The organism is Janthinobacterium sp. PAMC25594 (genome assembly GCF_019443505.1).
Lineage (GTDB): Bacteria > Pseudomonadota > Gammaproteobacteria > Burkholderiales > Burkholderiaceae_D > Janthinobacterium.
This window is the reverse complement of the sequence record NZ_CP080377.1, coordinates 3800793-3825420: the sequence shown is the minus strand read 5'-3', so window position 1 is coordinate 3825420 and position 24628 is coordinate 3800793. Positions and strand designations below refer to the sequence as shown.

The 24628-nt window shown below is 62.1% G+C and carries 23 protein-coding genes; 12 read left to right on the top strand and 11 right to left on the bottom strand.

The genetic code is table 11. From position 1 onward, the window contains the following. Positions 1 to 141 precede the first annotated feature (141 nt). Positions 142 to 645 (top strand): hypothetical protein, encoded by a 504-nt coding sequence (locus tag KY494_RS17190; RefSeq protein ID WP_219887634.1) that lies wholly within the window; start codon positions 142 to 144, stop codon positions 643 to 645. Between the two features lie 11 nt (positions 646 to 656). Here the strand turns inward: KY494_RS17190 and ptuB are convergent, their stop codons facing one another. The 6 genes from ptuB to metE form a co-directional block, all read right to left on the bottom strand. Beyond that, the gene (gene ptuB / locus KY494_RS17185; protein ID WP_219887633.1) at positions 657 to 1289 is read right to left on the bottom strand and encodes a retron Ec78 anti-phage system effector HNH endonuclease PtuB; all 633 of its coding nucleotides are present in this window, start codon (positions 1287 to 1289) and stop codon (positions 657 to 659) included. Continuing rightward, positions 1282 to 2730, bottom strand: a complete 1449-nt coding sequence (locus tag KY494_RS17180; RefSeq protein WP_219887632.1) for an AAA family ATPase — start codon at positions 2728 to 2730, stop codon at positions 1282 to 1284. Before KY494_RS17180 ends, ptuB begins: the two co-directional genes overlap by 8 nt. A 111-nt stretch (positions 2731 to 2841) precedes the next feature. Beyond that, positions 2842 to 3093, bottom strand: coding sequence for a cell division topological specificity factor MinE (minE, locus tag KY494_RS17175; RefSeq protein ID WP_071079935.1), 252 nt, complete (start codon positions 3091 to 3093; stop codon positions 2842 to 2844). A gap of 1 nt (position 3094) precedes the next feature. Then, positions 3095 to 3910, bottom strand: coding sequence for a septum site-determining protein MinD (gene minD / locus KY494_RS17170; protein ID WP_071079934.1), 816 nt, complete (start codon positions 3908 to 3910; stop codon positions 3095 to 3097). 37 nt (positions 3911 to 3947) lie between these two features. After that, on the bottom strand, positions 3948 to 4685 hold the full coding sequence (minC, locus tag KY494_RS17165; RefSeq protein WP_099761089.1) for a septum site-determining protein MinC: 738 nt from the start codon (positions 4683 to 4685) through the stop codon (positions 3948 to 3950). Positions 4686 to 4913: 228 nt separating this feature from the next. Continuing rightward, positions 4914 to 7244 carry a 5-methyltetrahydropteroyltriglutamate--homocysteine S-methyltransferase gene (metE, locus tag KY494_RS17160; protein WP_219887631.1) on the bottom strand — a complete coding sequence of 777 codons (2331 nt, stop codon included), beginning with the start codon at positions 7242 to 7244 and terminating at the stop codon, positions 4914 to 4916. 118 nt (positions 7245 to 7362) lie between these two features. On the opposite strand from metE, the gene KY494_RS17155 reads away from it, so the two are divergent. From KY494_RS17155 to KY494_RS17135, 5 genes are all read left to right on the top strand, one after another. After that, positions 7363 to 8271 (top strand): LysR family transcriptional regulator, encoded by a 909-nt coding sequence (locus KY494_RS17155; protein ID WP_116742914.1) that lies wholly within the window; start codon positions 7363 to 7365, stop codon positions 8269 to 8271. A gap of 129 nt (positions 8272 to 8400) precedes the next feature. Further along, on the top strand, positions 8401 to 8886 hold the full coding sequence (locus KY494_RS17150) for a phasin family protein (protein ID WP_219134046.1): 486 nt from the start codon (positions 8401 to 8403) through the stop codon (positions 8884 to 8886). A gap of 212 nt (positions 8887 to 9098) precedes the next feature. Continuing rightward, positions 9099 to 10277 carry an acetyl-CoA C-acetyltransferase gene (locus KY494_RS17145; protein WP_099761085.1) on the top strand — a complete coding sequence of 393 codons (1179 nt, stop codon included), beginning with the start codon at positions 9099 to 9101 and terminating at the stop codon, positions 10275 to 10277. Positions 10278 to 10489: 212 nt separating this feature from the next. After that, complete coding sequence (gene phbB / locus KY494_RS17140) at positions 10490 to 11230, top strand: acetoacetyl-CoA reductase (protein WP_096233088.1); 741 nt, start codon at positions 10490 to 10492, stop codon at positions 11228 to 11230. A 119-nt stretch (positions 11231 to 11349) separates the two neighbouring features. Further along, the gene (locus KY494_RS17135; protein WP_219887630.1) at positions 11350 to 12786 is read left to right on the top strand and encodes a tetratricopeptide repeat protein; all 1437 of its coding nucleotides are present in this window, start codon (positions 11350 to 11352) and stop codon (positions 12784 to 12786) included. On the opposite strand, the gene KY494_RS17130 is transcribed toward KY494_RS17135, so the two are convergent. Beyond that, the gene (locus tag KY494_RS17130; RefSeq protein ID WP_258194287.1) at positions 12723 to 13343 is read right to left on the bottom strand and encodes a LysE family translocator; all 621 of its coding nucleotides are present in this window, start codon (positions 13341 to 13343) and stop codon (positions 12723 to 12725) included. The genes KY494_RS17135 and KY494_RS17130 overlap by 64 nt on opposite strands. Positions 13344 to 13508: 165 nt before the next feature. On the opposite strand from KY494_RS17130, the gene KY494_RS17125 reads away from it, so the two are divergent. From KY494_RS17125 to KY494_RS17110, 4 genes are all read left to right on the top strand, one after another. Continuing rightward, a complete protein-coding gene (locus KY494_RS17125) occupies positions 13509 to 13991 on the top strand; it encodes an Lrp/AsnC family transcriptional regulator (RefSeq protein WP_010393611.1) in 483 nt (160 codons plus the stop codon). Between the two features lie 78 nt (positions 13992 to 14069). After that, positions 14070 to 15026, top strand: coding sequence for a prolyl aminopeptidase (gene pip / locus KY494_RS17120; protein ID WP_219887629.1), 957 nt, complete (start codon positions 14070 to 14072; stop codon positions 15024 to 15026). 112 nt (positions 15027 to 15138) lie between these two features. Then, positions 15139 to 15579, top strand: a complete 441-nt coding sequence (locus KY494_RS17115; protein WP_101483434.1) for a DUF2721 domain-containing protein — start codon at positions 15139 to 15141, stop codon at positions 15577 to 15579. A gap of 42 nt (positions 15580 to 15621) precedes the next feature. Continuing rightward, the gene (locus tag KY494_RS17110; RefSeq protein ID WP_219134043.1) at positions 15622 to 16077 is read left to right on the top strand and encodes a hypothetical protein; all 456 of its coding nucleotides are present in this window, start codon (positions 15622 to 15624) and stop codon (positions 16075 to 16077) included. Position 16078: 1 nt separating this feature from the next. Here the strand turns inward: KY494_RS17110 and KY494_RS17105 are convergent, their stop codons facing one another. After that, complete coding sequence (locus tag KY494_RS17105) at positions 16079 to 16660, bottom strand: SRPBCC family protein (protein ID WP_257572057.1); 582 nt, start codon at positions 16658 to 16660, stop codon at positions 16079 to 16081. A 159-nt stretch (positions 16661 to 16819) separates the two neighbouring features. On the opposite strand from KY494_RS17105, the gene KY494_RS17100 reads away from it, so the two are divergent. After that, positions 16820 to 18865: an NADPH-dependent 2,4-dienoyl-CoA reductase gene (locus KY494_RS17100; RefSeq protein ID WP_219887628.1), complete on the top strand. Its 2046-nt coding sequence runs from the start codon at positions 16820 to 16822 to the stop codon at positions 18863 to 18865. 74 nt (positions 18866 to 18939) lie between these two features. On the opposite strand, the gene ybaL is transcribed toward KY494_RS17100, so the two are convergent. From ybaL to KY494_RS17085, 3 genes are all read right to left on the bottom strand, one after another. Continuing rightward, a complete protein-coding gene (ybaL, locus tag KY494_RS17095) occupies positions 18940 to 20649 on the bottom strand; it encodes a YbaL family putative K(+) efflux transporter (protein WP_219887627.1) in 1710 nt (569 codons plus the stop codon). Between the two features lie 210 nt (positions 20650 to 20859). Continuing rightward, on the bottom strand, positions 20860 to 21981 hold the full coding sequence (locus tag KY494_RS17090; protein ID WP_219134040.1) for a beta-ketoacyl-ACP synthase III: 1122 nt from the start codon (positions 21979 to 21981) through the stop codon (positions 20860 to 20862). A 206-nt stretch (positions 21982 to 22187) separates the two neighbouring features. Continuing rightward, complete coding sequence (locus KY494_RS17085; protein ID WP_219887626.1) at positions 22188 to 23630, bottom strand: S41 family peptidase; 1443 nt, start codon at positions 23628 to 23630, stop codon at positions 22188 to 22190. Positions 23631 to 23955: 325 nt separating this feature from the next. Between KY494_RS17085 and KY494_RS17080 the strand changes: the two genes are divergently transcribed. Then, positions 23956 to 24534: a hypothetical protein gene (locus KY494_RS17080; RefSeq protein ID WP_219887625.1), complete on the top strand. Its 579-nt coding sequence runs from the start codon at positions 23956 to 23958 to the stop codon at positions 24532 to 24534. Positions 24535 to 24628 lie beyond the last annotated feature (94 nt).

Below are 24628 nucleotides of genomic sequence, written 5' to 3'. Positions count from 1 at the left end.
CAGACGGTCCGCTCTGCTTATCGTAATGTTAAGGAATGCTCAAGTGAAATATAACAGAGATTGCAACTGTGTCCAGTGAAATCAGCGGCCGTATTCTTTACGTTACACTTGTTCATCTACCCTCACCGCGGAGAAACGGCAATGACAGACAAGAGCAGTACCGATTGGACCCTGATACCGGCCAGTCGTGCCGAAATCGAGCAAGTGCGCGAGCGCTGCCGGCGCCTGGTGCAGCGGCGTGCCGTGATGTCGGCGGGCGCCTCGGCCATTCCCATTCCCGGCATCGACCTGATGTCCGATGTCGGCCTGTTTTCCATGTTGATCAACGATATCAACCACGAGTTCGGCCTGACGCCCGAGCAGATCGAGCGCCTCAACCCGCAGTTCAAGATGATGGCCTACCGCGCTGCGGTGGGCATGGGTGGCATGCTGGTAGGGAAGCTGGTGTCGCGCGAACTGATCCTCCAGCTGCTCAAGCGCAGTGGCGTCAAGATTGCCACCAAGCAGGTGGCGCGCTTCGTGCCGTTCGCCGGGCAGGTGGTGGCGGCGGCCATCGGCTACGCCGTGTTCCGCCAGATCGGCAACCAGCACGTGAATGCCTGCGCCGCGGTGGCGCAGGAATTGCTCACCGTCAGGCCGAGTTAAAGCTGATTCTTTTATGTAGGGATCAAAATGTGTTTGATAGCCGTCGCAAACGGTTGATTCGCTGTTGCGACGAGTTCGTCTTTTAAAAATGCTTTTCCTTCCGCTATGGTGAAATCGCCTGAGGCTACCATTTCCCGGACTTCCCTTGCCTGGTCGATATAACCGGCGATGGCGGTGCGTCGTCTTTCGCGCAAGGCGCCGTTGAGATTAAAGATGCGTATGGTTTCCATTGCACGCCTTTTATCCAAGGCATTCAATCCTTCCCGAACCGCTACACTGCCGTCGCTGACGAACAGGAAAAAGTGTTCCGGGTCTTCCTCGTCCGGTTTGATCAGGTCGGCAACATCGTAAGGAGGCAGCTCATCCTTGAATTTGCCACAGTTGTCCGGTCGATTGCAGGAACCAAAAAGATTTGTCCAGAGAAAGGTTACCTTCGAATCCTGCCGCTTTTGACGAAAGTGTTCGATATGCCTCTTGTCGGTGCGTAAATAACCTTCGCAATAGGCGCAGTGCTGGTGCTGCATCTCATTCAGTTTTTCCCATATCTCTTGCTTGTCTTCGAACGTGACGGCATTCCAATTGTCTCGGCCATGGTGGTAGGTGGACAGGCACGCCGGCGCCGTACCGCGTTGCAGCTTATGCATCACCAGTCTCGTGCAACGGTAGTTTGCGTTTGAAGGCTTGCAGGCGTATCAGGCGATCGCACTCCAGCATTTTTGGATGGTCGGCACCGAAATGCACGTTCAGTTCTTCACGGAGCGCCTTGCCACCAGGCTCGTCATGCAAGTTCTGCTGAATTAACGCCATGTAGTGACTGAGTTGGCGAGCCGGCTCGACATCGGGAACGGGATTGATACCCATCACATTGGCCAGTACGTCCGAGCTGGCCACGCCCATGGTTTGTTGCTCGATCGTATTGACCACCATGCGCTGGCGCCCGCTTTCTTCGTCCCGTTCCCAATCGAGCCGGCGTATGCAGTGCGCGTCGACGCTGCTCAGCATTTGCGGACTGTGGGTGGTCACGATGAACTGGAGATTCGGGAATGCCTTTAGTAAATCGGGTAACACGGTCTGCTGCCACTCCGGGTGCAAATGCATGTCGATTTCGTCGATCATGACGATGCCATGCGTCAGCAGGGCCGCTCTGTCGCCATGGTGGGTATTGAGCTTGTAGCAGCGGTAGGCGATGTCACCGACGAGCGCCAGCATATTGCGTATGCCATCGCTGAGTTGGCTTACCTTGAGCTTGCCCTGATCAGGGTGCTCCAGTACCAGATCGTCGTGTTCGGCGCTATATTCCAGCCAATGCCAGCCTGTATGCGGTTCCAGAATCACGTCGATGGCCTGCTGGACGGCGCGTACCGGTGCAAGCAGATCGTCGGCGACCTCCGCCTCGGCCCCCAGTCTCTTTTCGAGATTGCGGATCTGGGCATCCCTGAGCGCCTTGAATACCCGCGTGTACCACTGGGCAAAGTCCTTGTAGCTCGACGAAGGCGCCAGGCAATCGCGATAGGCCCAGGTGCGCGAAAACGATGCCTGGTCCACTTTCTCGGATTTGCCGGCCAGTTTCTTCTGGCTCCACAGCCGGCCCGTGCCGTAATAACCCAGCATGGGTAAATTGTCTTCTTCGACTTGCCCGTTGTCAAACACACGACGTTCCAATGCTTGCGCATAGGTATTCAATGCTGTCTCATTCAAGAAAACAACGTTTTTTGTTTTACTGGCTTTTTTGACGCTGTCACGGCGGCGTTTTTCGTGCCACCGTAAATCCATTTTATCTGCCTTATGGACCATCGGCTCAATAGTGCCAAACGATTCAATCACGCAAGGCAGGCGCCATTCCATCTGATGCGCTGCCAGTTTTTCGCGCAACACATCGTCGATCTGTATGCCGGTGGTGTCGAGCGACATGCTGCCCAGGTCGAAACCGGCAAGATACGGCCACAAGGCAATCTTGATCGCATCGAGCAGGGACGATTTGCCCTGGCCGTTGAGTGCGACGATGACGGTCAACCGGGGATCGAAAGCGAGCTGCACATTTTCAAAGCAACGGAAATTCTGCAGAGTGATCCGTTCGATTTTCAATGTTGACTCCAGTGCAGCATAGGTGAATGTCGTCGGGGACAACGCGAAAAGGGCTGACTGAATGTCAACCCTTTGATTATAGTACTGTTTTTGCCCGCTGCTTGGCCAGCTCTACGCGTCCGGCAGCACCACATTGACGTCGAGTACCTCCAGGTTGCCCTGGCGGTCCAGCGAGATCTTGATGTCGTCGGCATTGACCTTGGTGTACTTGGAAATGACGGCGATCAATTCCTTGTGCAGGGCGGGCAGGAAGTCCGGACCACCGCGGCCGCTGCGTTCGCGGGCGATGATGATCTGCAGGCGTTCCTTGGCGGCGGTCGCCGTCTTCGGCTTGGGAGGGAACAGGAAAGAAAGCAAGGCCATATCACTTCGCCCCAAAAATGCGCTGGAGTAATCCAGGCTTTTCATAGTTGGTAAAGCGCAACTCGACCTCTTCGCCGAGGAAACGCGAGACCACGTCTTCATAGGCTTGCGCCACGTCCGTGCCCTTGAAATGGATGGCCGGATTACCCTGGTTCGAGGCGGCCAGCACTTGTTCCGATTCCGGAATGATGCCCACCAGCGGGATGCGCAGGATTTCCTGCACGTCCTGGTAAGACAGCATTTCATCCGATTCCACGCGTTTCGGCGAGTAACGGGTGATCAGCAAATGTTCCTTGACCGGTTCGCCGCCCGTCTGCGCGCGGCGCGACTTGGCTTGCAGGATACCGAGGATGCGGTCCGAATCGCGCACCGACGACACTTCCGGGTTGGTGACGATGATGGCTTCGTCGGCAAACGTCAGCGCCATCAGCGCGCCATGCTCGATGCCGGCCGGCGAATCGCAGATGATGAACTCGAAACCCATGTTGATCAGGTCGTTCAACACGCGTTCCACGCCTTCTTCCGACAAGGCATCCTTGTCGCGCGTCTGCGAGGCGGGCAGGATGAACAGGTTGTCGCAGTGCTTGTCCTTGATCAGGGCCTGGTTCAGCGTGGCTTCCTTGTTGATCACATTGATCAGGTCGTAGACGACGCGGCGCTCGCAACCCATGATCAGGTCGAGGTTACGCAGACCCACGTCAAAATCGAGCACGGCTGTCTTGTGGCCGCGCAGGGCCAGGCCAGTGGAAAAACTGGCGCTAGAGGTCGTCTTGCCGACACCGCCCTTGCCGGACGTCACAACAATAATTCTTGCCACAAATAATCCTTTTCAGATATCTCTTGAATTGTGCAGCTTAAGAGCGGTTCACGGGAGTGACCGGATTGACAGAGTGTATATCGATTCTGTCTCCAGCCAAACGAATTTGCGCGGGTCCGCGTGCCATTTCCGCCGGGAAACCATCCTCGAACGTGCGGTAGACGCCGGCGATCGACACCAGTTCCGGCTCCATGGCCAGCGCAAAAATGCGCGCCTGGGCATTGCCCGAGGCGCCGGCCAGCGCGCGGCCATACAGCGAGGAATACACATGGATGCTGCCGTCGGCGATGATTTCGGCGCCATTGTTGACCACGGCGGTGATGATCAGGTCGCAGCCGCGCGCATAAATGCGCTGGCCCGCACGCACGGGCGTGTCGATCACCATCACTTGCGCTTCGGCGCCCGCCTGGGCGGCCGCCGTGGGCGTATCCTTGGGCGGCGCATCGTCGCGCGTCTTGCCGCTATCGAGGCTCAAGCCTTGCGCCAGGATGGCGTCCTGCATCTCGGCCGGCGCATTGCGCACGGCCACGGCATTCAAACGGTATTTTTTCAGCAGGGCCACCAGGGACGCCCAATCGACGGGCATGCCGCCAGGCGGCAAGTCGGCCACGTCCAGCACGGCCAGGTCATCTTCGAAAAAGTCCGCCACGCCTCCCGTCATGTCGCGCAAGGCGGCATCGAGTGCCTGCGTATCGGCGCTATGGACAATGGCGGAAACGGCGACGACGGTGGAAATCTTGATTTCGATAGGCTTCTGCGACGGGCTTTTGGACATAAACATTTATCAAAGTGAAACTGCGGCAGGCCAGATGTTCCGTACGGCAACAATGGGAGCAGTAAATTTCTTGCATTCTACTGCAAAAAAATCAGCGTCAGGGACCTGGAGTGTGCTATTCCGCAGGGCAACAGTGACTTCTTGTCAAAAAACAAGGGCGGCGCCCCGGAAAACCGCTGCGCCGCCCCAAGAGCAGCTGAGAATGCGCCCTGACGGCGCGGTCCCGGATCAAGCCGCGCGCATCTGGCGCGCCGCCTCCACCATATTACGCAACGCGGTTTCCGTTTCCGCCCAGCCGCGCGTCTTCAGGCCGCAGTCCGGGTTCACCCACAAGTTGGCTGGCGGAATGACGGCGCTGGCTTTTTGCAGCAAGCGCACCATGTCGACGGTCGAGGGGATGCGCGGCGAATGGATGTCGTACACGCCGGGGCCGATTTCGTTCTGATACTGGAACTGGCCCAAGCCCGTCAGCAACTCCATGTCCGAGCGGCTCGTCTCCAAGGTGATGACGTCGGCATCCATGGCGGCGATCTGCGGCAGGATGTCGTTGAACTGCGCATAGCACATGTGCGTGTGGATCTGCGTCGCGTCGCTGACCACGGACGCGGCGATGCGGAAGGCGCGCGTGGCCCAGTCCAGGTAGGCGTCCGACTGGCCGCGGCGCAGCGGCAAGCCTTCGCGGATGGCCGGCTCGTCGATCTGGATGATGCCGATGCCGGCCGTTTCCAGGTCTTGCACCTCGTCGCGGATGGCCAGGGCCAACTGCAGCGCCGTGCTGGCGCGCGGCTGGTCGTCGCGCACGAACGACCATTGCAAGAGCGTGACGGGACCCGTCAGCATGCCCTTCATGGGTTTATGCGTCAGGCTTTGCGCGTGCACCGTCCATGCGACGGTCATGGCGGCCGGGCGCTGCACGTCGCCGTAGATGACGGGCGGTTTCACACAGCGCGAGCCGTACGATTGCACCCAGCCCAGGCGCGTGAAGGCGAACCCGTCGAGTTGCTCGCCAAAGTATTCGACCATGTCGTTGCGTTCCGCTTCGCCATGCACCAGCACGTCCAGGCCCAGCGCTTCCTGGCGCCCCACGGCGTGGGCGATTTCGGCGCGCATCTGGCTTTCATACTCGGCGCTGGCCAGTTCGCCCCGTTGATGGCTGGCGCGGGCGGCGCGAATGGCCGCCGTCTGCGGGAAGGAGCCGATGGTCGTCGTCGGGAAGTCGGGCAGCTGGAAACGCGCGCGCTGCACGGCCTGGCGCAGCGGGAAGCTGGAATCGCGGCGGTCGACGGTGGGCGTGAGCGCTTGCAGGCGCCGCGCCACCGATGCCCGGTGGACGCGGGGGCTGGCGCGCCGCCCGGCGATGGCCAGGCGGGAACTGGCCAATGCGGCCAGCGCGGCGGCGTCGGACTGGCCTTCCAGTGCCCCCTTGAGCAGGGACAGTTCCGCCAGCTTTTCCGTGGCAAACGCCAGCCAGCTCTTGATCTCGCCGTCGAGCGCCGTTTCCGCTTCCAGGCTGAACGGCACGTGCAGCAGCGAGCACGACGGCGCCAGCCACAGCTGGCCATTGCGCTTGGCTGCCAGCGGCTGCAGCACGGCCAGGGCGGCGTCGAGGTCGGTGCGCCAGATGTTGCGCCCGTCGACGATGCCGATCGACAAGACTTTATGCGCGGGCAGCCAGTCCGTCACGCTGATCAATTCATGCGGCGCGCGGATGCCGTCCACGTGCAGGCCGGCCACGGGCAGGCGGCAGGTCAGGCTGAGGTTTTCTTCCAGCGGTGAGAAATATGTGGCCAGCAAGATATTCACGCCCACCTGGTTCAGTTGCCAGTAGGTGCTCTCAACAGCGCTGCGCCAGGCGTGGGGCAAGTCCAGGCCCAAAATCGGTTCATCGAGCTGCACCCACGTCACGCCTTGCTGTTTCAGGCGGTCGAGCAGGGCGCCGTACACGGGCAGCAATTGTTCCAGCAGGGCCAGACGATGGAATCCCGACTCGCCCGGCGTCTTTTCCTTGCCCAGCCAGAGGAAGGTGAGGGGGCCGATCAGGGCTGCCTTGACCTGGTGGCCGAGCGCTTGCGCCTCGGCCACTTCCGCCAGCAGGCGCTCGCCAGCCAGCGAAAATTGGGTCTGCGGCGACAATTCGGGCACCAGATAGTGGTAATTGGTGTCAAACCACTTGGTCATTTCCAGCGCGGCCGTGCCTGCGGCGTTGCTATGGTGCGCGTGGCCGCAGTGCGCGTGTTGCGCCTGCGTTGCTGCACCGCGCGCCATGCTGAAATAGCGCGCCAGCGGCGATTGCTCCGGCGTAAAGTTGAAACGCGCCGGTTCGCAGCCCAACAGCTGGATATGGTTGGCCACCTGGTCGTACAAGGCGAAGTCGCCCACGGTGACGTAATCGAGCCCGGCATCGCGTTGCTGCGCCCAGTGGCGCGCGCGCAGTTGCTGGCCCGTCGCTTCCAGGGCGGCCTCGGACACTTCGCCACGCCAGTGGCTTTCCAGTGCCAGTTTCAGTTCACGCGCGGCGCCGATACGGGGAAAGCCAAGGATGTGGGTACGAATGGGCATGATGTCATCGAGATTTAATGTGAGTGCGCTAGAGTGTGCGGCAACTTGGTCTATAATCAAAACGAAACATTTTGCCGAATAACATGAAAATAATTCACGTACATCCCCCCATTTCCCGATGCTAGAAATCCGCCACCTGCGCACCCTGAGTGCCTTGCGTTCGTCCGGCAGCCTGGTGCGCGCCGCGCAGCTGCTCAATTTGACCCAGTCGGCGCTGTCGCACCAGATCCGCTTGCTGGAAGAGCGCTACAAGGCGCCCTTGTTCGAGCGCAAGTCGATGCCGATCGCGTTTACGGCCACGGGCAGCCGGCTGCTGGAGCTGGCCGACAAGCTGCTGCCCGAGATCGAGCTGGCCGAGCGCGACGTGGCGCGCCTGTCGCAGGGCGACAAGGGGCAGTTGCGCGTGGCGCTCGAATGCCATACCTGCTTCGACTGGCTGATGCCGGTGATGGATGCGTTCCGCCAGCGCTGGCCGGAAGTGGAAATCGACCTGGTGTCGGGCTTTCACAGCGAACCGGCGGACTTGCTGCGCTCGGGCGAGGCCGATCTCGTGATCGGTTCGCCATATGGCCCCGATTTCACCGTGTTTCCCCTGTTTCGCTTTGAAATGCTGGTGGTGATGGCGCAGAAGCACCGGCTGCAGGCGCAGCGCCGGCTGGTGGCGGCCGACTTTACGGGCGAGACCCTGATCACCTATCCCGTGCCGGAAGAGCGCATCGATCTGATCCGCGAAGTGCTGCGGCCTGCCGGCATCGAGTTTGAACGCCGCACGGCGGAACTGACGGTGGCCGTGCTGCAACTGGTGGCGAGCCGGCGCGGCATCGCCGCCTTGCCGAACTGGGCCATCAAGAATTACGTCGATTACGATTATGTGGTGGCGCGTCCGGTGGGCGAGCACGGCCTGTGGAGCGACTTGTACGTGTCCGTGCCGCAGCAGTTGCAGGACAAGGCGTATGTGCGCGATTTCGTCAGCGTGATACGCGAGCAGTGCGCGGCCTCGCTCGATGGTATCAAGTTGTTGTCCTGATCAACGTTGAGTTGGAAACAAACCAACAGCAAAGCTTGATAAATATCAAGGTTCAGCAATGAACCACCGCTTACAGTTGAGCACTGTGCGGCGCAACATGGCGCTGCCTACTCTTTGGGGAGGAACACGATGTTTTCATTTTCCGAGCAATGGGCACTGGCCGGCAAAGCCGTGGTGGAAGCACAATTGATCAGCGCGCAAGCGTATGCCCAAGCCGCCGTCGAGAGCGGCGCCAGCGTGCTGGACTTGCAGCTCGACGCGGCCCGCGCGGCGCTGGCGGCCGCTACGGTGGCGGGCAATCAGCTGCTGTCCGCGAAGGATACGCAAGCGCTGCTGGAACTGTCGCGCACGCAGTCGCAACTGGCCATCGAACGCATCGGTGCATATGGCCGTCAGGCAAAGGATGTTGCTCAGGAAACCCAGGAGAAATTCGACACTGTGACAAAGGGTGAGTTTGCTGCATCGCGTCAAAAATTTGGCGAACTGGTGCAGGTGGTAAAGCAAACGCCCGTGCCCCTGATTATTCCCTTCAATAATTTTCTAAAAACCACTTTCGGCGGCGCCGATGAAGGGTATGATAAAAATAAAAACACGCGTTCCGCTCGTCAAACATAGACGCGTTGCGGCCCGGCAGCGACTATCCGCCGCGCCAGGCCGCCCGCCGCCACCGCAAGGCAGGCTGCCATCGCCGCCGCCTGCGGTGTGGCGCTGGAACTGCGGCGTATGCCGCGCTAGAATGAAACACAGCTTGCTGTGTCTTCCCGGATTCATTGGATTGTATTAATACCTTGACCTTGGCCCTCGTGGCCTGCATATCGGAGAAATAAATGGATGATGTCGTAATCGTGGCCGCCGGCCGTACCGCAGTCGGCAAATTCGGTGGCAGTCTGGCCAAGATTCCTGCGTCCGAACTGGGCGCGCATGTAATCAAGGGCTTGCTGGCACAAACCGGCATCGACCCGAACCTGATCGGCGAAGCGATCCTGGGCCAGGTGCTGACGGCTGCCGTCGGCCAGAACGCCGCGCGCCAGGCTGTCATCAAGGCTGGCCTGCCCAGCTCCATCCCGGCATTCACCATCAACAAGGTATGCGGCAGCGGCCTGAAGGCCACGCACCTGGCGGCGCAAGCGATCAAATGCGGCGACGCCAACATCATCATCGCTGGTGGCCAGGAAAACATGAGCGCCTCGCCGCACGCGATGAACGGCTCGCGCGACGGTTTCCGCATGGGCGACTTCAAGATGGTCGACACCATGATCGTCGACGGCCTGTGGGACGTGTACAACCAGTACCACATGGGCATCACGGCGGAAAACGTCGCCAAGAAATACGAAGTGACGCGCGCCGAGCAGGATGAATTCGCGCTGCAGTCGCAACTGAAGGCGGAAGCGGCGCAAAAAGCGGGCAAGTTCAAGGATGAAATCCTGCCGCTGGAAATCGCCAACAAAAAAGGCACCGTGGTCTTCGACAGCGACGAATACATCAAGCCGGGCTCGACCCTGGAATCGCTGACCGGCCTGCGCCCCGCGTTCGCCAAGGATGGCACCGTCACGGCCGGCAATGCTTCCGGCCTGAACGATGGCGCCGCCGCCGTCATCATGATGTCGGCCTCGCAAGCGAAAGAACTGGGCTTGAAGCCGCTGGCACGCATCAAGGCCTACGCCTCGTCGGGCCTGGACCCGGCCGTCATGGGCATGGGCCCTGTCTCCGCTTCGCGTCTGTGCCTGAAAAAAGCCGGCTGGACGCATGAAGAGCTGGACTTGATGGAAATCAATGAAGCGTTTGCCGCGCAAGCGATTGCCGTCAACAAGGAAATGGGCTGGGATACCAGCAAGATCAACGTGAATGGCGGCGCGATTGCCATCGGCCACCCGATCGGCGCCTCCGGCGCGCGCATCCTGGTCACCCTGATCCACGAAATGATCCGCCGCGACGCCAAGAAGGGCCTGGCAGCGCTGTGCATCGGCGGCGGCATGGGTGTCGCCCTAGCGATCGAACGCGACTAAGTAGCTGGCACCGCCCCCAAGCTACTGCGCGGCGCGCTTTGCGGCCTGCGATGCTCACTGTGCTTCAGCACAGTTGCGCTTCTCGGCCACAAATCATCGCCGCTCGCTACGCTTGGGTACGGTGCGGTTTGCCGCCGTGATGCAACGGTTGTGGACTGTCTTACCTAATTAATTAACTTTTTAGCAACAGAACGACACTGAGGGGATGAAAAATGGCAAGAGTTGCATTGGTAACTGGTGGCATGGGTGGTCTGGGCGAAGCAGTCTGTTTCAAGCTGGCGGCGCTCGGCTATCGCGTGGTCACGACCTATTCTCCAGGCAATCAGAAGGTCGCGGACTGGCTGGCGACGACCAAGGACATGGGCTATGACTTCAAGGCGTATCCGTGCGACGTGGCCGACTACGATTCGGCCGCCGCCTGCGTGGCTGCCGTGGAAAAGGACATCGGTCCTGTCGACGTGCTGGTGAATAACGCCGGCATCACGCGCGACATGACGTTCAAGAAGATGGACAAGCCGAACTGGGATGCCGTGATGGGCACCAACCTCGACTCTGTTTTCAACATGACCAAGCCCGTTTGCGACGGCATGGTGGAACGCGGCTGGGGCCGCATCATCAATATCTCGTCCGTGAATGGCCAGAAGGGCGCTTTCGGCCAGACCAACTATTCGGCCGCGAAAGCCGGCATGCACGGTTTCACCAAGTCGCTGGCGCTGGAAGTGGCGCGCAAGAACGTCACCGTCAACACCATTTCGCCAGGCTACATCGGCACCAAGATGGTCATGGCGATTCCGCAGGAAGTGCTCGACAGCAAAATCATCCCGCAAATTCCGATGGCGCGCCTGGGCAAGCCGGAAGAAGTGGCCGGCCTGGTGGCCTACCTGGCCTCCGATGAAGCAGCGTTCGTCACCGGCGCCAACATCTCGATCAACGGCGGCCAGCACATGTCGTAATCGTTGTGGAGGTAAAACAGAGAGACAGCTGCGGCTGTCTTTTTTTTATGCTTGCCAGCAAAGCTTGGGGATCGCCGGATTTGCCTTAGAATCAGCATTTCTTCACTGCATCATTCTCCATGCCCCTTGTTCCTGCCTTGCGCCGCGCCAGCGTGGCCGTCATTCTTTTCCTGGGCGCCAGCGCGGTCCAGGCCAGCGTCGCGTTCCACGTCACGGTGACGACCGAGCGCGTCAACCAGCCCGGCGTGAAAACCAGCCTGCCCGCGCGCGATACGCAGGACAGCGACGTCGTGCTGGGTCCGCATTACCTCAGCGTGCGCGATGGCAAGAGCTTGTCCGTGCTCGACTTTGCCACGCGCCGCCACCACGTCATCGATACGGCGGCGTCCACCTACGACACGTATTCGCTGTTCGACGTGGCGGGTTTTCGCCGTTTCGAGATAGAACACCGCAAGGGCATGGCCGGCGCGCTTGAGGCTGGCGGCTTGCAAGCCCACGTCACGCCGCTCGTGTACGAGGAGCAAGCGCTGTCCGTGCCGGCGGCCAGGCGGCGCAATGCCCTGCAGCCCCAGGTGCTCGACGGTGCCGTGCTGTGGTCGCTCGACGGGCAGCCCCTGTTGCGCCTGGACATTGCCGGCAGCCCCTCCAGCCGCGACGATGCGACGGCGTTTGCCCAGTATGTGCGCTACACCTGGGGCGGCCACCCGGCGGTGCTGAAGATGCTGGCCGACGGCAAGCGCATTCCCGCCGACTTCACCTTGCACTACCAGGAAGTGGGCGGCAAGGTCACGCGCCATTTCCGCATCAGCGCCATGACGGCGGGCGCACCGGCCACCTATACCTTGTCCGCGTACCGGCCCCGCCCGCTGGCGGCCGATGCGCCGGCGCTCGAACGTGTGCTGGCGCAGGCGGCGCTGCTGCCGCCGCCGGGACCCCAGGTCCATCCTGCGCTGCGCGCCGAAGCGGAAAAGCTCTTTGCCGCAGACAAGCCCTTCGAGGCTTTTTTGAGCATGCTGGACGACCATTTTTCCACGGGCGCGCTGGTCGACAAACTCTCGCCGCAGCAGCAACTGGCCATGCAGGCGTGCCAGCCCATCCATGACTTGACGCGCGCACTGCTGGCCAAGGACAAGGAAGGCATCGCGGCCGCACTGGCCAGCGTGCAGGAACTGAGAAAGCAAACGGGGCTGGAGCAGCCGGTACTGGCCTTGTTCGAAGGGAATTTGCGCGCCAAGCTGGGGCAATGGCCCGAAGCGACCGCGCTGTATCTGCAAGTGCTGCAGGAAAAACCGCAGATGGCGGCCGTGTACCAGGACCTGGGCGACGCCTTGCTGGCGCAATTCGATGCGCCGAACGCCTGGCGCAGCTGGGATGCGGGCCGGGCCATGGCGCCCACGCTGCGGCAATTTCGCAAGGTCAACGATTTAGAACGTAGCCTGTTGCACGACTATCCCGCCTTCTTTACCGGCGGGGTGACGCTTGCGCCTGACGTTCAGCCCAGCACCAGCCGCCCGGCCAGCAAGACGAAGACGGTGGGCAGCACGAACTTGCCGTAAGGCGAAGGTTTACCACGCAGGCGGCGCGCCAGACGCGCGGCCAGCACGGCGTACAGGGCGTCGAACAGCAAGCCCACCAGCACCAGGACGGCGCCCAGACGCAGGTATTGCATGCCGACCTGCTCGCCGCCGACGACGAATTGTGGCAGGAACATGCTGCAAAACAGCAGTGCCTTCGGATTGAGCAGATTCGTCAGGAAGCCGCGCACCAGGCTGGCGCGGGCGCCGTGCGCCGTGGCGGGGGCGGCTTCTTCCTGTGCCGTGCTTGTCGACAGGGCCGACTGCAGCAGGCGCAGCGCCAGGTACAGCAGGTAGGCGGCGCCCGCCCATTTGACCCATTGCAAGGCTTGCGGATGCGTGACCATCAACGCCGCCAGGCCCGCGCCCGACAGCGCCACGTGTACGGCGCGCGCGCCGGCGATACCCAGCGCCGTCACCAGCGCCGTGGCCACGCCGCGCGCGGCGCCCGTCGCCAGCACCAGCGCCATGTCGGGGCCTGGCAATAAAAAGGCGCCGGTCAGTGCCAGCAGGTACATCAGGAAGGTAGAATCGGACATGGCGCAGCTCGGTCACAGGCAAAAAGTAAGGGCGGGAGCAACGGCAGCTTGCCGCATGCTCGCCGGGCCCCATTATGTTCTTGTCGCGATGAAATGTGCTTGCTTTTCCTGCCCTGCATGCCCTAGTATTCGGGTAGATTCCACTCCTATAAAAACAAAAATTAGATGAAAATTTCAGAAGTTAGCCTCGACGCCACCGATTTGCAGATACTCAGGCTGTTGCAGGATGAAGGAAGGCTGTCCAACGCGCGCCTGGCCGAGCGCTTGAAGCTCAGTGAAACCCCCGTCTGGCGCCGCCTGCGCCGCCTGGAAGAGGAAGGCTTTATTACCGGCTACCAGGCTTTGCTCAACCGCAAGAAACTGGGCATCGGCCTGGTCGCGTTTGTACGGGTCGTGTTTGCCAACCATGGCGGCGAGCAGCCGTCGCAGTTCGAGCAAGCCATCGCGACGATTCCCGAAATTTTGTCGTGCCACAATGTGGCGGGCGAAGCCGATTATTTCCTGCAAGTGGTGGCGCGCGACCTGGAAGCGTATGGCGAATTCGTCTCGACGGTGCTGCGCCGCCTGCCCGGCGTGGCGGAAATCCAGTCCAGCCTGTCGATGCGCGAAATCAAGTCGTCGAACCGCCTGCCCTTGCCGCTGGCCTGAGGCGCCGGGGGCGCACTATAATTGGAACAGTTGCCAGGAATCGTGCCTGGTGCCCTGACCGCCATTCCGAGGACCGCCATGCCCGATTCTTTGTCCCCCCTGTTTCCCGCCCTGTCGCCGAACCGGCACGGCATGCTGGCGGTCGATGACATCCACACCATTTACTGGGAAGAGTGCGGCAACCCCGACGGTACTCCCGTGCTGTTCCTGCATGGCGGCCCGGGCGCGGGCCTGTCGCCGCAGCACCGTCGCTTCTTCGATCCGCAGCGCTACCGCGTGATCCTGTTCGACCAGCGCGGCGCGGGCAAGTCCACGCCGCTGGGTGAATGGCGCAACAACACGACGCAGTTGCTGATCGACGATATCGAAGTGCTGCGCGCCCAGTTCGGCATCGCCCAGTGGCTGGTGTTTGGCGGCTCCTGGGGCTCGACCCTGGCGCTGGCGTATGGCCAGGCGCATCCGGAAGCGTGCCTCGGTTTCGTGCTGCGCGGCATCTTTTTGTGCACGCAGGCGGAAATCGACTGGTTCATCGAAGGCGTACGCTGGTTCTATCCGGAACTGTACGAAGAATTTGCCGCGCCGATTCCGTCGGAGGAGCGGGGCGACCTGCTGGCCGCCTATGTAAAGCGCATCCTCAGCAGCGACCCCGCCGTGTACTGGCCTGCCGCGCGCGCCTGGAGCCGCTTCGAGGGCCGCCGCGTGTACCTGATGCCGCAGCCGGAAGATGCGCCGAACGATGCGCTGGACCTGGGCGTGGGCAGGCTCGAATCGCATTACATGGCCAATCTCGGTTTCTTCGAGGAAGACCAGCTGATCCGCAACATGGGGCGCATCGCGCACTTGCCGGCCGTCATCGTGCAGGGACGCTACGACGCCATCTGCCCGCCCCTGTCGGCCTACCGCCTGCAGCAGGCCTGGCCCGGCGCGCAGCTGGAGATGATCCCGGACGCGGGCCATGGCGCGCTCGAGCACGGCATCGCTTCGGCGCTGGTGCGCGCCACCGAGCGCTTCGTGCCGGGGCGCGGCTTCGCATGACATTACAACGCGCCGGTTGGCAAAGCGGCCAGCCGGCGTGCGTCACCTGCTACACTACGGCCTGTGCTGGCGCCAGGGTCGGGTGCCGGTGTGAACCCACGACTTCTTATCCATGAACATACAGATCGGCGACATCGGCCATATTATCCAGCTGGCGATTGCGCCGGTTTTCCTGCTGACCGGCATCGGCACCATGCTGGTTGTGCTGACCAACCGCCTGGGCCGCATCATCGACCGCACGCGCGTGCTGGAAGACCGGCTCGACATCGGTTACAACGATTTCTATATGGATGAGCTAGATACCTTGTATCAGCGTACCCATCTGATCAATTACTCGATTTCGCTCAGCACGGCGTGCGGTTTCTTCGTCTGCGTCATCATCGCCATGCTGTTTTTGGGCGATATTCTGAACCTGACCCTGGACAAATACATCGCGGCCTTCTTTGTACTGGCCGTGATTTGCCTGATCGGCTGTTTTATTTATTTACTGCGCGAAATTTACCTGGCCGCCAGAGCCCAGCGCATCCGGCGCCATATCCGCCCGCCACGGTAAGCGGCGCGCCGGTTTACCCTACTATTGAAGAACGAGTCCAGCATGCACGATTACAAACGTCCCCCCACCCTGCACCGCTACGGCCAGCGCAGTGAACTCGAGCTGGCGCTGAGCCTGGGCCAGTTCCGTCTGATGCCAGCGGGCAATTGTTTGACCCTCAGCTTTTCGCAAGTGTGGGACAAGCAACTGTTTGACCTGTTTGCTCCGGCCGACGCCTGTCTGATCATCCACAATACGGAAGAATTCGGCGAACGCCTGCACCGCGCCGTGCAGCGCACCTTGCCCAGCTGGGCCGGCATCGATGGCGTCGTCGAGTATGGCCAGCGTGCCGCCCTGGGCGCCGCCTTCACCAAGACGCGCGCCGAAGCGCCTGAGCAGGAATGGCTGTTCGCCTGGCGCTCGATGCAGCCGCAAGCGAGCCTGAACCCCGTCACCGTGAAACTGGGCAGCCTGGAAAACTTCGCGGAAATCCGCGACCGCGACACGTACCTGGCTTGATTTAACCTGCTTTTTCTGCGTACTGGCTGTCGATACGCGCCAGCACCGCCGCCATCATGCGCTCGATATCGCCGCGTATCATGGTCGTGCCCAGCATGCCGGGTACATAGAAGCCCGGCATCAGCCGGCTGGAAAAGACGATGCGCGTACCGCCCGTTTCGGGGATGGGGTACAAATTCCAGCGCGATTCGTAATGCCGCATGTCGCCGGAGATCAGGGCGATGTCGATGGAGGTCAACGGCGTCTCCGTGGCCCGCACCACCAGGTGGATGGCGTGGTTCATGAACAGGAAGCGCGCCATGCCCTGCTGTTCGATGATGACTTCATTGCCGTTGCGCGACAGCACGCGGCAGGAGCTGAGGTCGGGCACGAATTCGCTCATGCGTTCGTACGTCGTCAAGGTTTTCCACACGGACGCCGGCCGCGCCTGCACGCTGCCGCTGGCATCGACTTCATACATGCGCTGCCCGTCGACCTCGATGCGCTTGACCTCGACCTTCAGCTTGTCCAGGCGTATCGCCTGTGCCAGCGCGGTCGCGGGGACGGCGCACAGCATCAGCAGGCAGAGGAAGAGTCGCTTCATGTCACCTAGCCTACGGGAAACTAGCGCCCGGCACAAGCTGTACCCATCGCCGGCGGGCGCGGCCGGCGATTTAGAACTCCCGGTCTAGAGAAATACACTGCGGTGGCCAGCAATGCTTGTTACCGTACGGCCTGCATACCACCATCTATCGGACCGACCATGACTGCCTATCCCCACCTGCTGGCCCCGCTCGACTTGGGTTTTACCTCTTTGCGCAACCGCGTCATCATGGGGTCCATGCACACGGGCCTGGAAGACCGCTTCTATCATTATGGCAAGCTAGCCGCGTTTTACCGCGAACGGGCGCGCGGTGGCGTGGGGCTGATCGTCACGGGTGGCATCTCGCCGAACCGCCAGGGCTGGCTGCTGCCGTTCGGCGGCACCTTGAATTTCCTCGGCGACGTGCCCAACCACCGCAAGGTGACGCGCGCCGTGCACGAGGAGGGCGGCAAGATCGTCATGCAGATCCTGCATGCGGGCCGCTATGGTTATCAACCGTTCGTCGTCTCGGCGTCGGCGAAAAAATCGCCGATCTCGCCGTTCCGCCCCCGTCCCTTGAGCGAGCGGGGCATCGAGCGCACCATCTGCGACTACGTGCGCTGCGCGCGCCTGGCGCAAAAGGCGGGCTACGACGGCATCGAAGTGATGGGCAGCGAAGGATATTTATTGAACCAGTTCCTCTGCGCGCGCACGAATCTGCGCCAGGACCGCTGGGGCGGCACGATCGAGAACCGCATGCGCCTGCCCGTGGAGATCGTGCGCCGCATCCGCGCCGCCGTCGGTCCCAACTTCATCATCATGTACCGCCATTCCCTGCTCGACCTGGTCGAGGGCGGCAATACCTGGGACGACGTGGTGACGGTGGCCAAGGCGCTGGAGCAGGCCGGGGTGACCATTCTGAATACGGGCTTCGGCTGGCATGAAGCGCGGGTGCCCACCATCGTCACGTCCGTGCCGCGCGCCGCCTTCGCTTCCGTGGCGGGCCGCTTGCGCCGCGAAGTGGGCATTCCCGTGGTGGCGTCGAACCGCATCAACATGCCGCACGAAGCGAACGCCATCCTGGAACGGGGCGACTGCGACCTGGTGTCGATGGCGCGCCCTTTCCTGGCCGACCCTGACTTTGTCGCCAAGGCCGCTTCCGGCCGCGCCGACGAAATCAACACCTGCATCGGCTGCAACCAGGCGTGTCTCGACCACACCTTTGCCAACAAGCGCGCCAGCTGTCTGGTCAACCCGCGCGCCTGCCATGAAACGGAACTGGTCTATGCGAAAAAGGCCGTGCCACGCCGGGTGGCCGTCGTCGGCGCCGGGCCGGCCGGCCTGTCGGCCGCCTGCGTGGCCGCCGAATGCGGGCACGCGGTGACCCTGTTCGACAGCAGCGACAGCGTGGGCGGCCAGTTCAAGGTGGCGATGCAGATACCGGGCAAGGAAGAATTCACGGAAACCATCCGCTATTTTGCCCGCCGGCTGGCGCTGCTGGAAGTCACGCTGCGCCTGGGCCAGCGCGTCACGCGCGAGCAATTGCTGGCCGGCGGCTATGACGACGTCATCGTCGCCACGGGCATCAAGGTGCGCCTGCCGGCCATTCCCGGCATCGAGCATCCGACCGTGCTGTCGTATCTGGATGTGCTGCAAGCCAAGAAACCTGTCGGCGCGCGCGTGGCCATCATCGGCGCGGGCGGCATCGGCTTCGACGTGGGCGAGTATTTGCTGCACGACCCGGCGCACCCGCTGCCGCAATCCGTGGCGACGTGGGCGGGCGAGTGGGGCGTGGACTTGAATGCGGCAAGCGGCGGCGGCCTGGTGGCGCCCGTGGCGCCCCATCCCGTGCGGCAAATCTTCCTGTTGCAGCGCAAGACCTCGAAAGTGGGCGCGGGCCTGGGCAAGACCTCGGGCTGGGTGCACCGCGCGGCGCTGGCGCGCAATGGCGTGGCCATGCTGGCTGGCGTGAGCTACGATAAGATCGACGGGCAGGGCTTGCACATCACCGTGGGCGGCGAGCAGCGCCTGCTGGCGGTGGACAATATCGTCATCTGCGCCGGCCAGGACAGCTTGACGGAACTCATGCCGCCCGTCGACAAGGATGGCAAGCCCTTACAGGCAGGCGGCCCGCGTTTCCATAAAATCGGCGGCGCCGCGCTGGCGGCGGAACTCGATGCCAAGCGGGCGATACGGGAAGGGGCGGAGCTGGCCGCGAGTTTGTAAATTGAGGGCTGGGGTCAGACGGGGACGCCGAGTCCCGGCGGGTCTGACCCCGGATGTCGCTACACGTGCCGTTATTAATGGCCATGCCCCTTCTTCGCCGTCTCAAAACTCTGCAGCACGTGCTCGGCCATGCCATTGGCCAGTTCGTGCTCGCCGATAAACACCTTGCCCGCGTTTTCCGTGCGCAGCAATTCCGCCTCTTCCTCGCTGTGCGTGCGCACCACCGTCAGGATGTGCGGGTTCAGCGCGCGCGCCGTCTCGATCATGGCGCGCACGTGGAAGGTGTCCGGCGTGGCGATGACGAGCATGGTGGCGTGCGTGATGTGCGCCTGGATCAATACCGCCGGTTCGCCCGCATTGCCGGCCACGGCCGGAATGCCCTGCTTGCGCAGCTGATCGACGATTTCGCGGTTTTCCTCGGCCACGACAAAGTGGATGCCCCGCTCCATCAGGGCGGCGGCGATGCGCCGGCCCACGCGGCCGTAGCCGACCAGCACGACTTGGCCCGACAGCTTTTCCTGTGGCACCGTCATCGGCAGCTCGGCCAGCGGGTCGGTGGTGCGTTCAAACTTGCGCGCGAAATCGCTGTTGCCGATCACGCGCAGCAGCGGCTTGGCCATGCTGAACACGAGCGGGTTGAGAGCGATGGACAGGATGGCGCCGGCCAGGATCAGGCTTTGCCCTTCCTGCGGCATCAGGCCCAGGGAGAGACCCAGGGCCGCCAGGATGAACGAGAATTCGCCGATCTGCGCCAGGCTGGCCGAGACGATGATGGCTGTTTTCGGCGGATAGCGCAGGGCCATCACCAGCAAAAAGGCGGCAATCGACTTGCCGAAGATAATGATGGCGCACACGGCCAGCACTTGCAGCGGCTTGTCGATGAGGATATTCGGCTCGAACAGCATGCCGACGGACACGAAGAACAGCACGGCAAACGCGTCGCGCAGGGGCAAGGACTCTTCCGCGGCGCGGTGACTGAGTTCGGACTCGCGCAGCACCATGCCGGCGAAGAAGGCGCCCAGCGCGAACGACACGCCGAACAGTTTGGTGGAAGCGTAGGCGATGCCGACGGCGGCGGCGATCACGCACAGGGTAAACAGTTCGCGCGAACCGGTGCGCGCCACTTGCCACAGTATCCACGGGAACAGCTTGCGACCCACCACCAGCATGAAGATGATGAAACCGGCTACTTGCCCCAGGGTCACGGCCAGGGTTTGCCACAGGCTGGTGGCCTCGGCACCCGGTGCGACCTTGCCACCCAGCATACCGGCGAACGCCGGCAGCAGCACCAGCACCAATACCGTGACGAGGTCTTCCACCACCAGCCAGCCGACGGCGATGCGGCCATTGAGCGAGTCGAGGATGCCCCGTTCTTCCAGCGCGCGCAGCAGCACCACGGTACTGGCCACGGACAGGGCCAAGCCAAACACCAGTCCGCCACCGAGGGTCCAGCCCCACCAGTGGGCCAGACCCATGCCCATCGCCGTGGCGACGCCGATCTGCAAGATGGCGCCGGGCAGCGCAATCTTGCGCACGTCCCACAAATCGTCGATGGAAAAGTGCAGCCCGACCCCGAACATCATCAACATCACCCCGATCTCCGCCAATTGCCCGGCTATTTCCGCATTCGCCACAAAACCGGGCGTGGCCGGTCCGATGATGATGCCGGCGGCCAGATAGCCGACCAATGCCGGCAGTTTCAGGCGCGCGGCGATGAAGCCGAAGATGAGGCCGAACCCGAGGGCGGCGGCGATGGTGGTGATCAGACTGATGTCATGGGGCATGCGTGGTGGGTTCCTTATGGCGACGTGCGGATGGAAAAAGAGGCTGTTCAGCGATTGAGTATAAACGCAACAAAGCTGCGGCTGGAATTTTCCTGCCGCTTTTTTCACAAAAAATTTGCGCTATATCTTCGTCCAGGTGGTCGCGAACGCATGCCATCCACTGCGATCTGCGCCTAATTGAGGCAATCAGGCGCATCCCGCCCCAAACGCTTACACCTTGCGCACGACCACGCAGCCGATGGAATAGCCGGCGCCGAACGAGCAGATGACGCCCATGGCGCCCGCCGCCATGTCATCCTGATATGTATGGAAGGCGATGATGGAACCGGCCGACGAGGTGTTGGCGTAGGTGTCGAGGATCACGGGCGCTTCGTTGGCCTCGGCGTCACGGCCCAGGATCAGGCGCGCGATCAGCAGGTTCATGTTCAGGTTGGCCTGGTGCAGCCAGTAGCGGCTCACTTGCGCCACTTCCACGCCGGCCTTGGCCAGGGTCGCCTTGATCATTTCGGCGGCCATCGGGCACACTTCCTTGAAGACCTTGCGGCCTTGCTGGCGGAACAGCTTGTCGGTCTTGCCCACGCCGGATTCGTCAAAACGGTTGAGGAAGCCGAAATTGTTGCGGATGGCGTTAGAGAAGCGCGTTTTGAGTTCCGTGCCGATGATCTCGAACTGGTGCTTGGACACGGCCGTGTCTTTCGCTTCGACGATGATGGCGGTGCAGGCGTCGCCGAAAATGAAATGGCTGTCGCGGTCGCGCCAGTTCAGGTGGCCGCTGGTGATTTCGGGATTCAAGACCAGCACGGCGCGCGCCTGGCCGCTTTGCACGGCGGCCACGGCTTGCTGGATGCCGAAGGTGGCGGACGAACACGCCACGTTCATGTCAAAACCATAACCGTCGATGCCCAGCGCATCCTGCACTTCCACCGCCATGGCGGGATAGGCGCGCTGCATATTGCTGCAGGCCACCAGCACCATGTCGATGTCGGCCGGCGTGCGGCCGGCGCGCGCCAGGGCGTCACGCGCGGCGGCGACGGCCATTTCCGCCTGCAAGGACAGTTCGTCATCGCCCCGTTCCGGGATGCGCGAGACCATGCGCGCCGGATCGAGGATGCCTTCTTTCTCCATCACGAAGCGCGACTTGATGCCGGACGCCTTTTCGATGAAGGCCACGCTCGACAGCTCCAGCGCCGTCACCGTGCCCGCGGCAATCGCGTCGGCGTTGTCGGCATTGAACTTTTCCGCGTAGGCATTGAAGCAGATGACCAGCTCTTCGTTGGAGATCGAAAATGGCGGCGTGTACAGTCCGGTACCGCTGATGACGACTTGTTTCATGGTTAAACTTTCAAATTTGGCAATCGGCGCGGCGCCGATAAGTGAAGCAAATTTTACACAAACGGACTCGACTGTAGAGAGTTTCGTGTGGCGGGGCAGGGAGAAGTGTGGCGGAAGATTGATTTTTGTCGCGTGGGCCGGTTAACGGGAGGCATGGCGCCCCCTGCTGGATGGGGGCAGACCCGGCGGGTCTGACCCCAAATTGCTTACTTCTTCTGTTCTTTCTTGACGTCGGCCTGCACCACCACCGCTTCGGGTTTGGCCAGCTGGACTGGCAAACCCTTCAGGTGGTTCAGCGCCTGGTGCAATTGAAAATCATCCTTGCTGCCGAATTCCAGCGGCTTGCGGGTTTTTTCCAGGGCGATGAGGCGCAATTGCTCTTCCATCTCGTCGTTGACGGGGGCCGCTTTAGCGCTTTCCTGGTCGCGGTCGTTGCTCAGGTGCTTGGTCAGGTCCGCTTCGCGGATGCGCAAGCCGTTCAAGCCGTCGCCGTCCGCATTTTCATCGACCAGCAGGTCGGGCACGATGCCCTTGGCCTGGATCGAGCGGCCGTTCGGCGTGTAGTAGCGGGCCGTCGTCAGCTTGACGGCCGTGTCGGCCGTCAGCTGGCGGATGGTTTGCACGGAACCCTTGCCGAAGGTTTGCGTGCCGATGATGGTGGCGCGCTTGTAATCCTGCAGGGCGCCAGCGACGATTTCCGAGGCCGAGGCCGAACCCGTGTTGACCAGCACCACCAGAGGCACTTTCTTGATAGCGGCCGGCAATTTCGCCAGCGCATCGCCTTCCGAGCGGAAGGTATAGTATTCGGCGCGGCCGTAAAACACCTGTTTCGAGTCGGGCAGCTGGCCGTTGGTCGAGACGATGGCCGCGTCCTTCGGCAGGAAGGCGGCCGAGACGCCGATGGCGCCCTGCAGCACGCCGCCCGGATCGTTGCGCAGGTCCAGCACCATGCCCTTGATGTGCGGGTCTTGCTGGTACAGGGCCGTGATCTGCGCGGCCATGTCGTCGACGGTCGGTTCCTGGAATTGCGACACACGCAGCCAGGCGTAGCCCGGCTCGACCATTTTCGCCTTCACGCTCTTTTGGTGGATTTCCTCGCGCGTGATGGTGAAGGCCAGCGGCTGCGGTTCATCCTTGCGGGCAATGGTCAGCGACACCTTGGTGCCCGGTTCGCCGCGCATGCGCTTGACGCTGTCGTCCAGGCTGACGCCTTTCACGGGCTGGCCATCGAGGCGGGTAATCAAATCGCCGGCCTTGATGCCGGCGCGGTAGGCGGGTGAATCCTCGATGGGCGAGACGATCTTGATGTAGCCGTCTTCGCTCATGCCAATTTCAATGCCCAGGCCGACAAACTTGCCTTCGGAGCCTTCGCGCAGCTCGGCGTAGGCTTTCTTGTCCAGGTAGGCGGAATGGGGGTCGAGCGAGGCGACCATGCCGGAAATGGCGTCTTCCAGCAGTTTCTTGTCTTCCACCGGCTCGACGTAATCGGACTTGATCAGGCCAAACACATCGGCCAGCTGGCGCAGCTCTTCCAGCGGCAGGGGCGGCTCGACGGTCTTTTGCGCCATGGCGGAAAATTGCAGCGACACGGCGACGCCGGCCACCACGCCCAGGCCGATCAAGCCGGTATTTTTGAGTTTGCCCATCATTGCACCTTTGCAGCTAGCGTGTCTTGCATAAGCGCCAGTCCCCATGGAGCGGCGCTTTCCTGAAAGTATAGACCTGAATCTCTGCCGGCGTGGGCCGGCCGTGGAAAAAGCGTGCCTGGCCTCAGTCTACGCGCGAAAACGGGGCGGTCAGCTTGCCATATGTTGCGGTTTTGTATGCGATGTATAGTTACTCTTGAGGGGAGTAAGCATTTGTAAGAGTCGAAAAAAAGCGTGTGCGGCGGCCCTATAGTGGACTCGCATTCTCGACCCGAAGTGGTTTTGCCTGCGTCTGCGGACGCAGGCTTTTTTTTATCCGGAGCCCCCCATGACATCGCTGACCTTTTCCCCCGCCTTGCGCCGCCTCAGCCTGGCTTTCCTGCTGGGCACCACCGCCTTGACCGCCTCGGCCGTGCCGATCGCCGAGATGCGCCTGGAAGACTTGCTGCCGATGGCCCCCGATTTCAGGACGGAATTGAAACTCAATGCGAATCAAACCACCTTGTGGCAGCAGGTGGAAGGAAAAACCCGTCAACTCTTGCGCGAACGCAAGGCGCGCCGAGAACGCCTGCAAGCGGCTGTGACGCAGGGCTTGCAGGCGCCCCGGCTGGAGTTGCGCGACCTGCTCGCCGGCCTGGACACGGAAAGCACGCTGAGCCTGGCCGAAGAAAAGCAGGTGCGCGAGTGGTGGCTCAGCGTCAACGATGCCCTGGACGAGCAGCAGCGCCAGGCGGTGGCCCAGTTCATCGCCGGCCAGATGGCGCGCGTGATGGACGCCGCCGTACCCCACAGTGAATCGCGCGGCGCGCCCGCTGGCGAACACGGCGGGCGCAAGGGGGGCAAGGGCGGCATGGGCGGCGTGAGCGTGGGCAGCGGGGGCGCCGGCATGACGCTACCCAACAACTGAGGGGCAGTCCGGGGGGGAAGGATGGCCAAATGGCATGGTCGCGTGCTACATTCCTGCAGCGCCTGGCGCGGCGGGCTATCCGCCCGCAGCTATC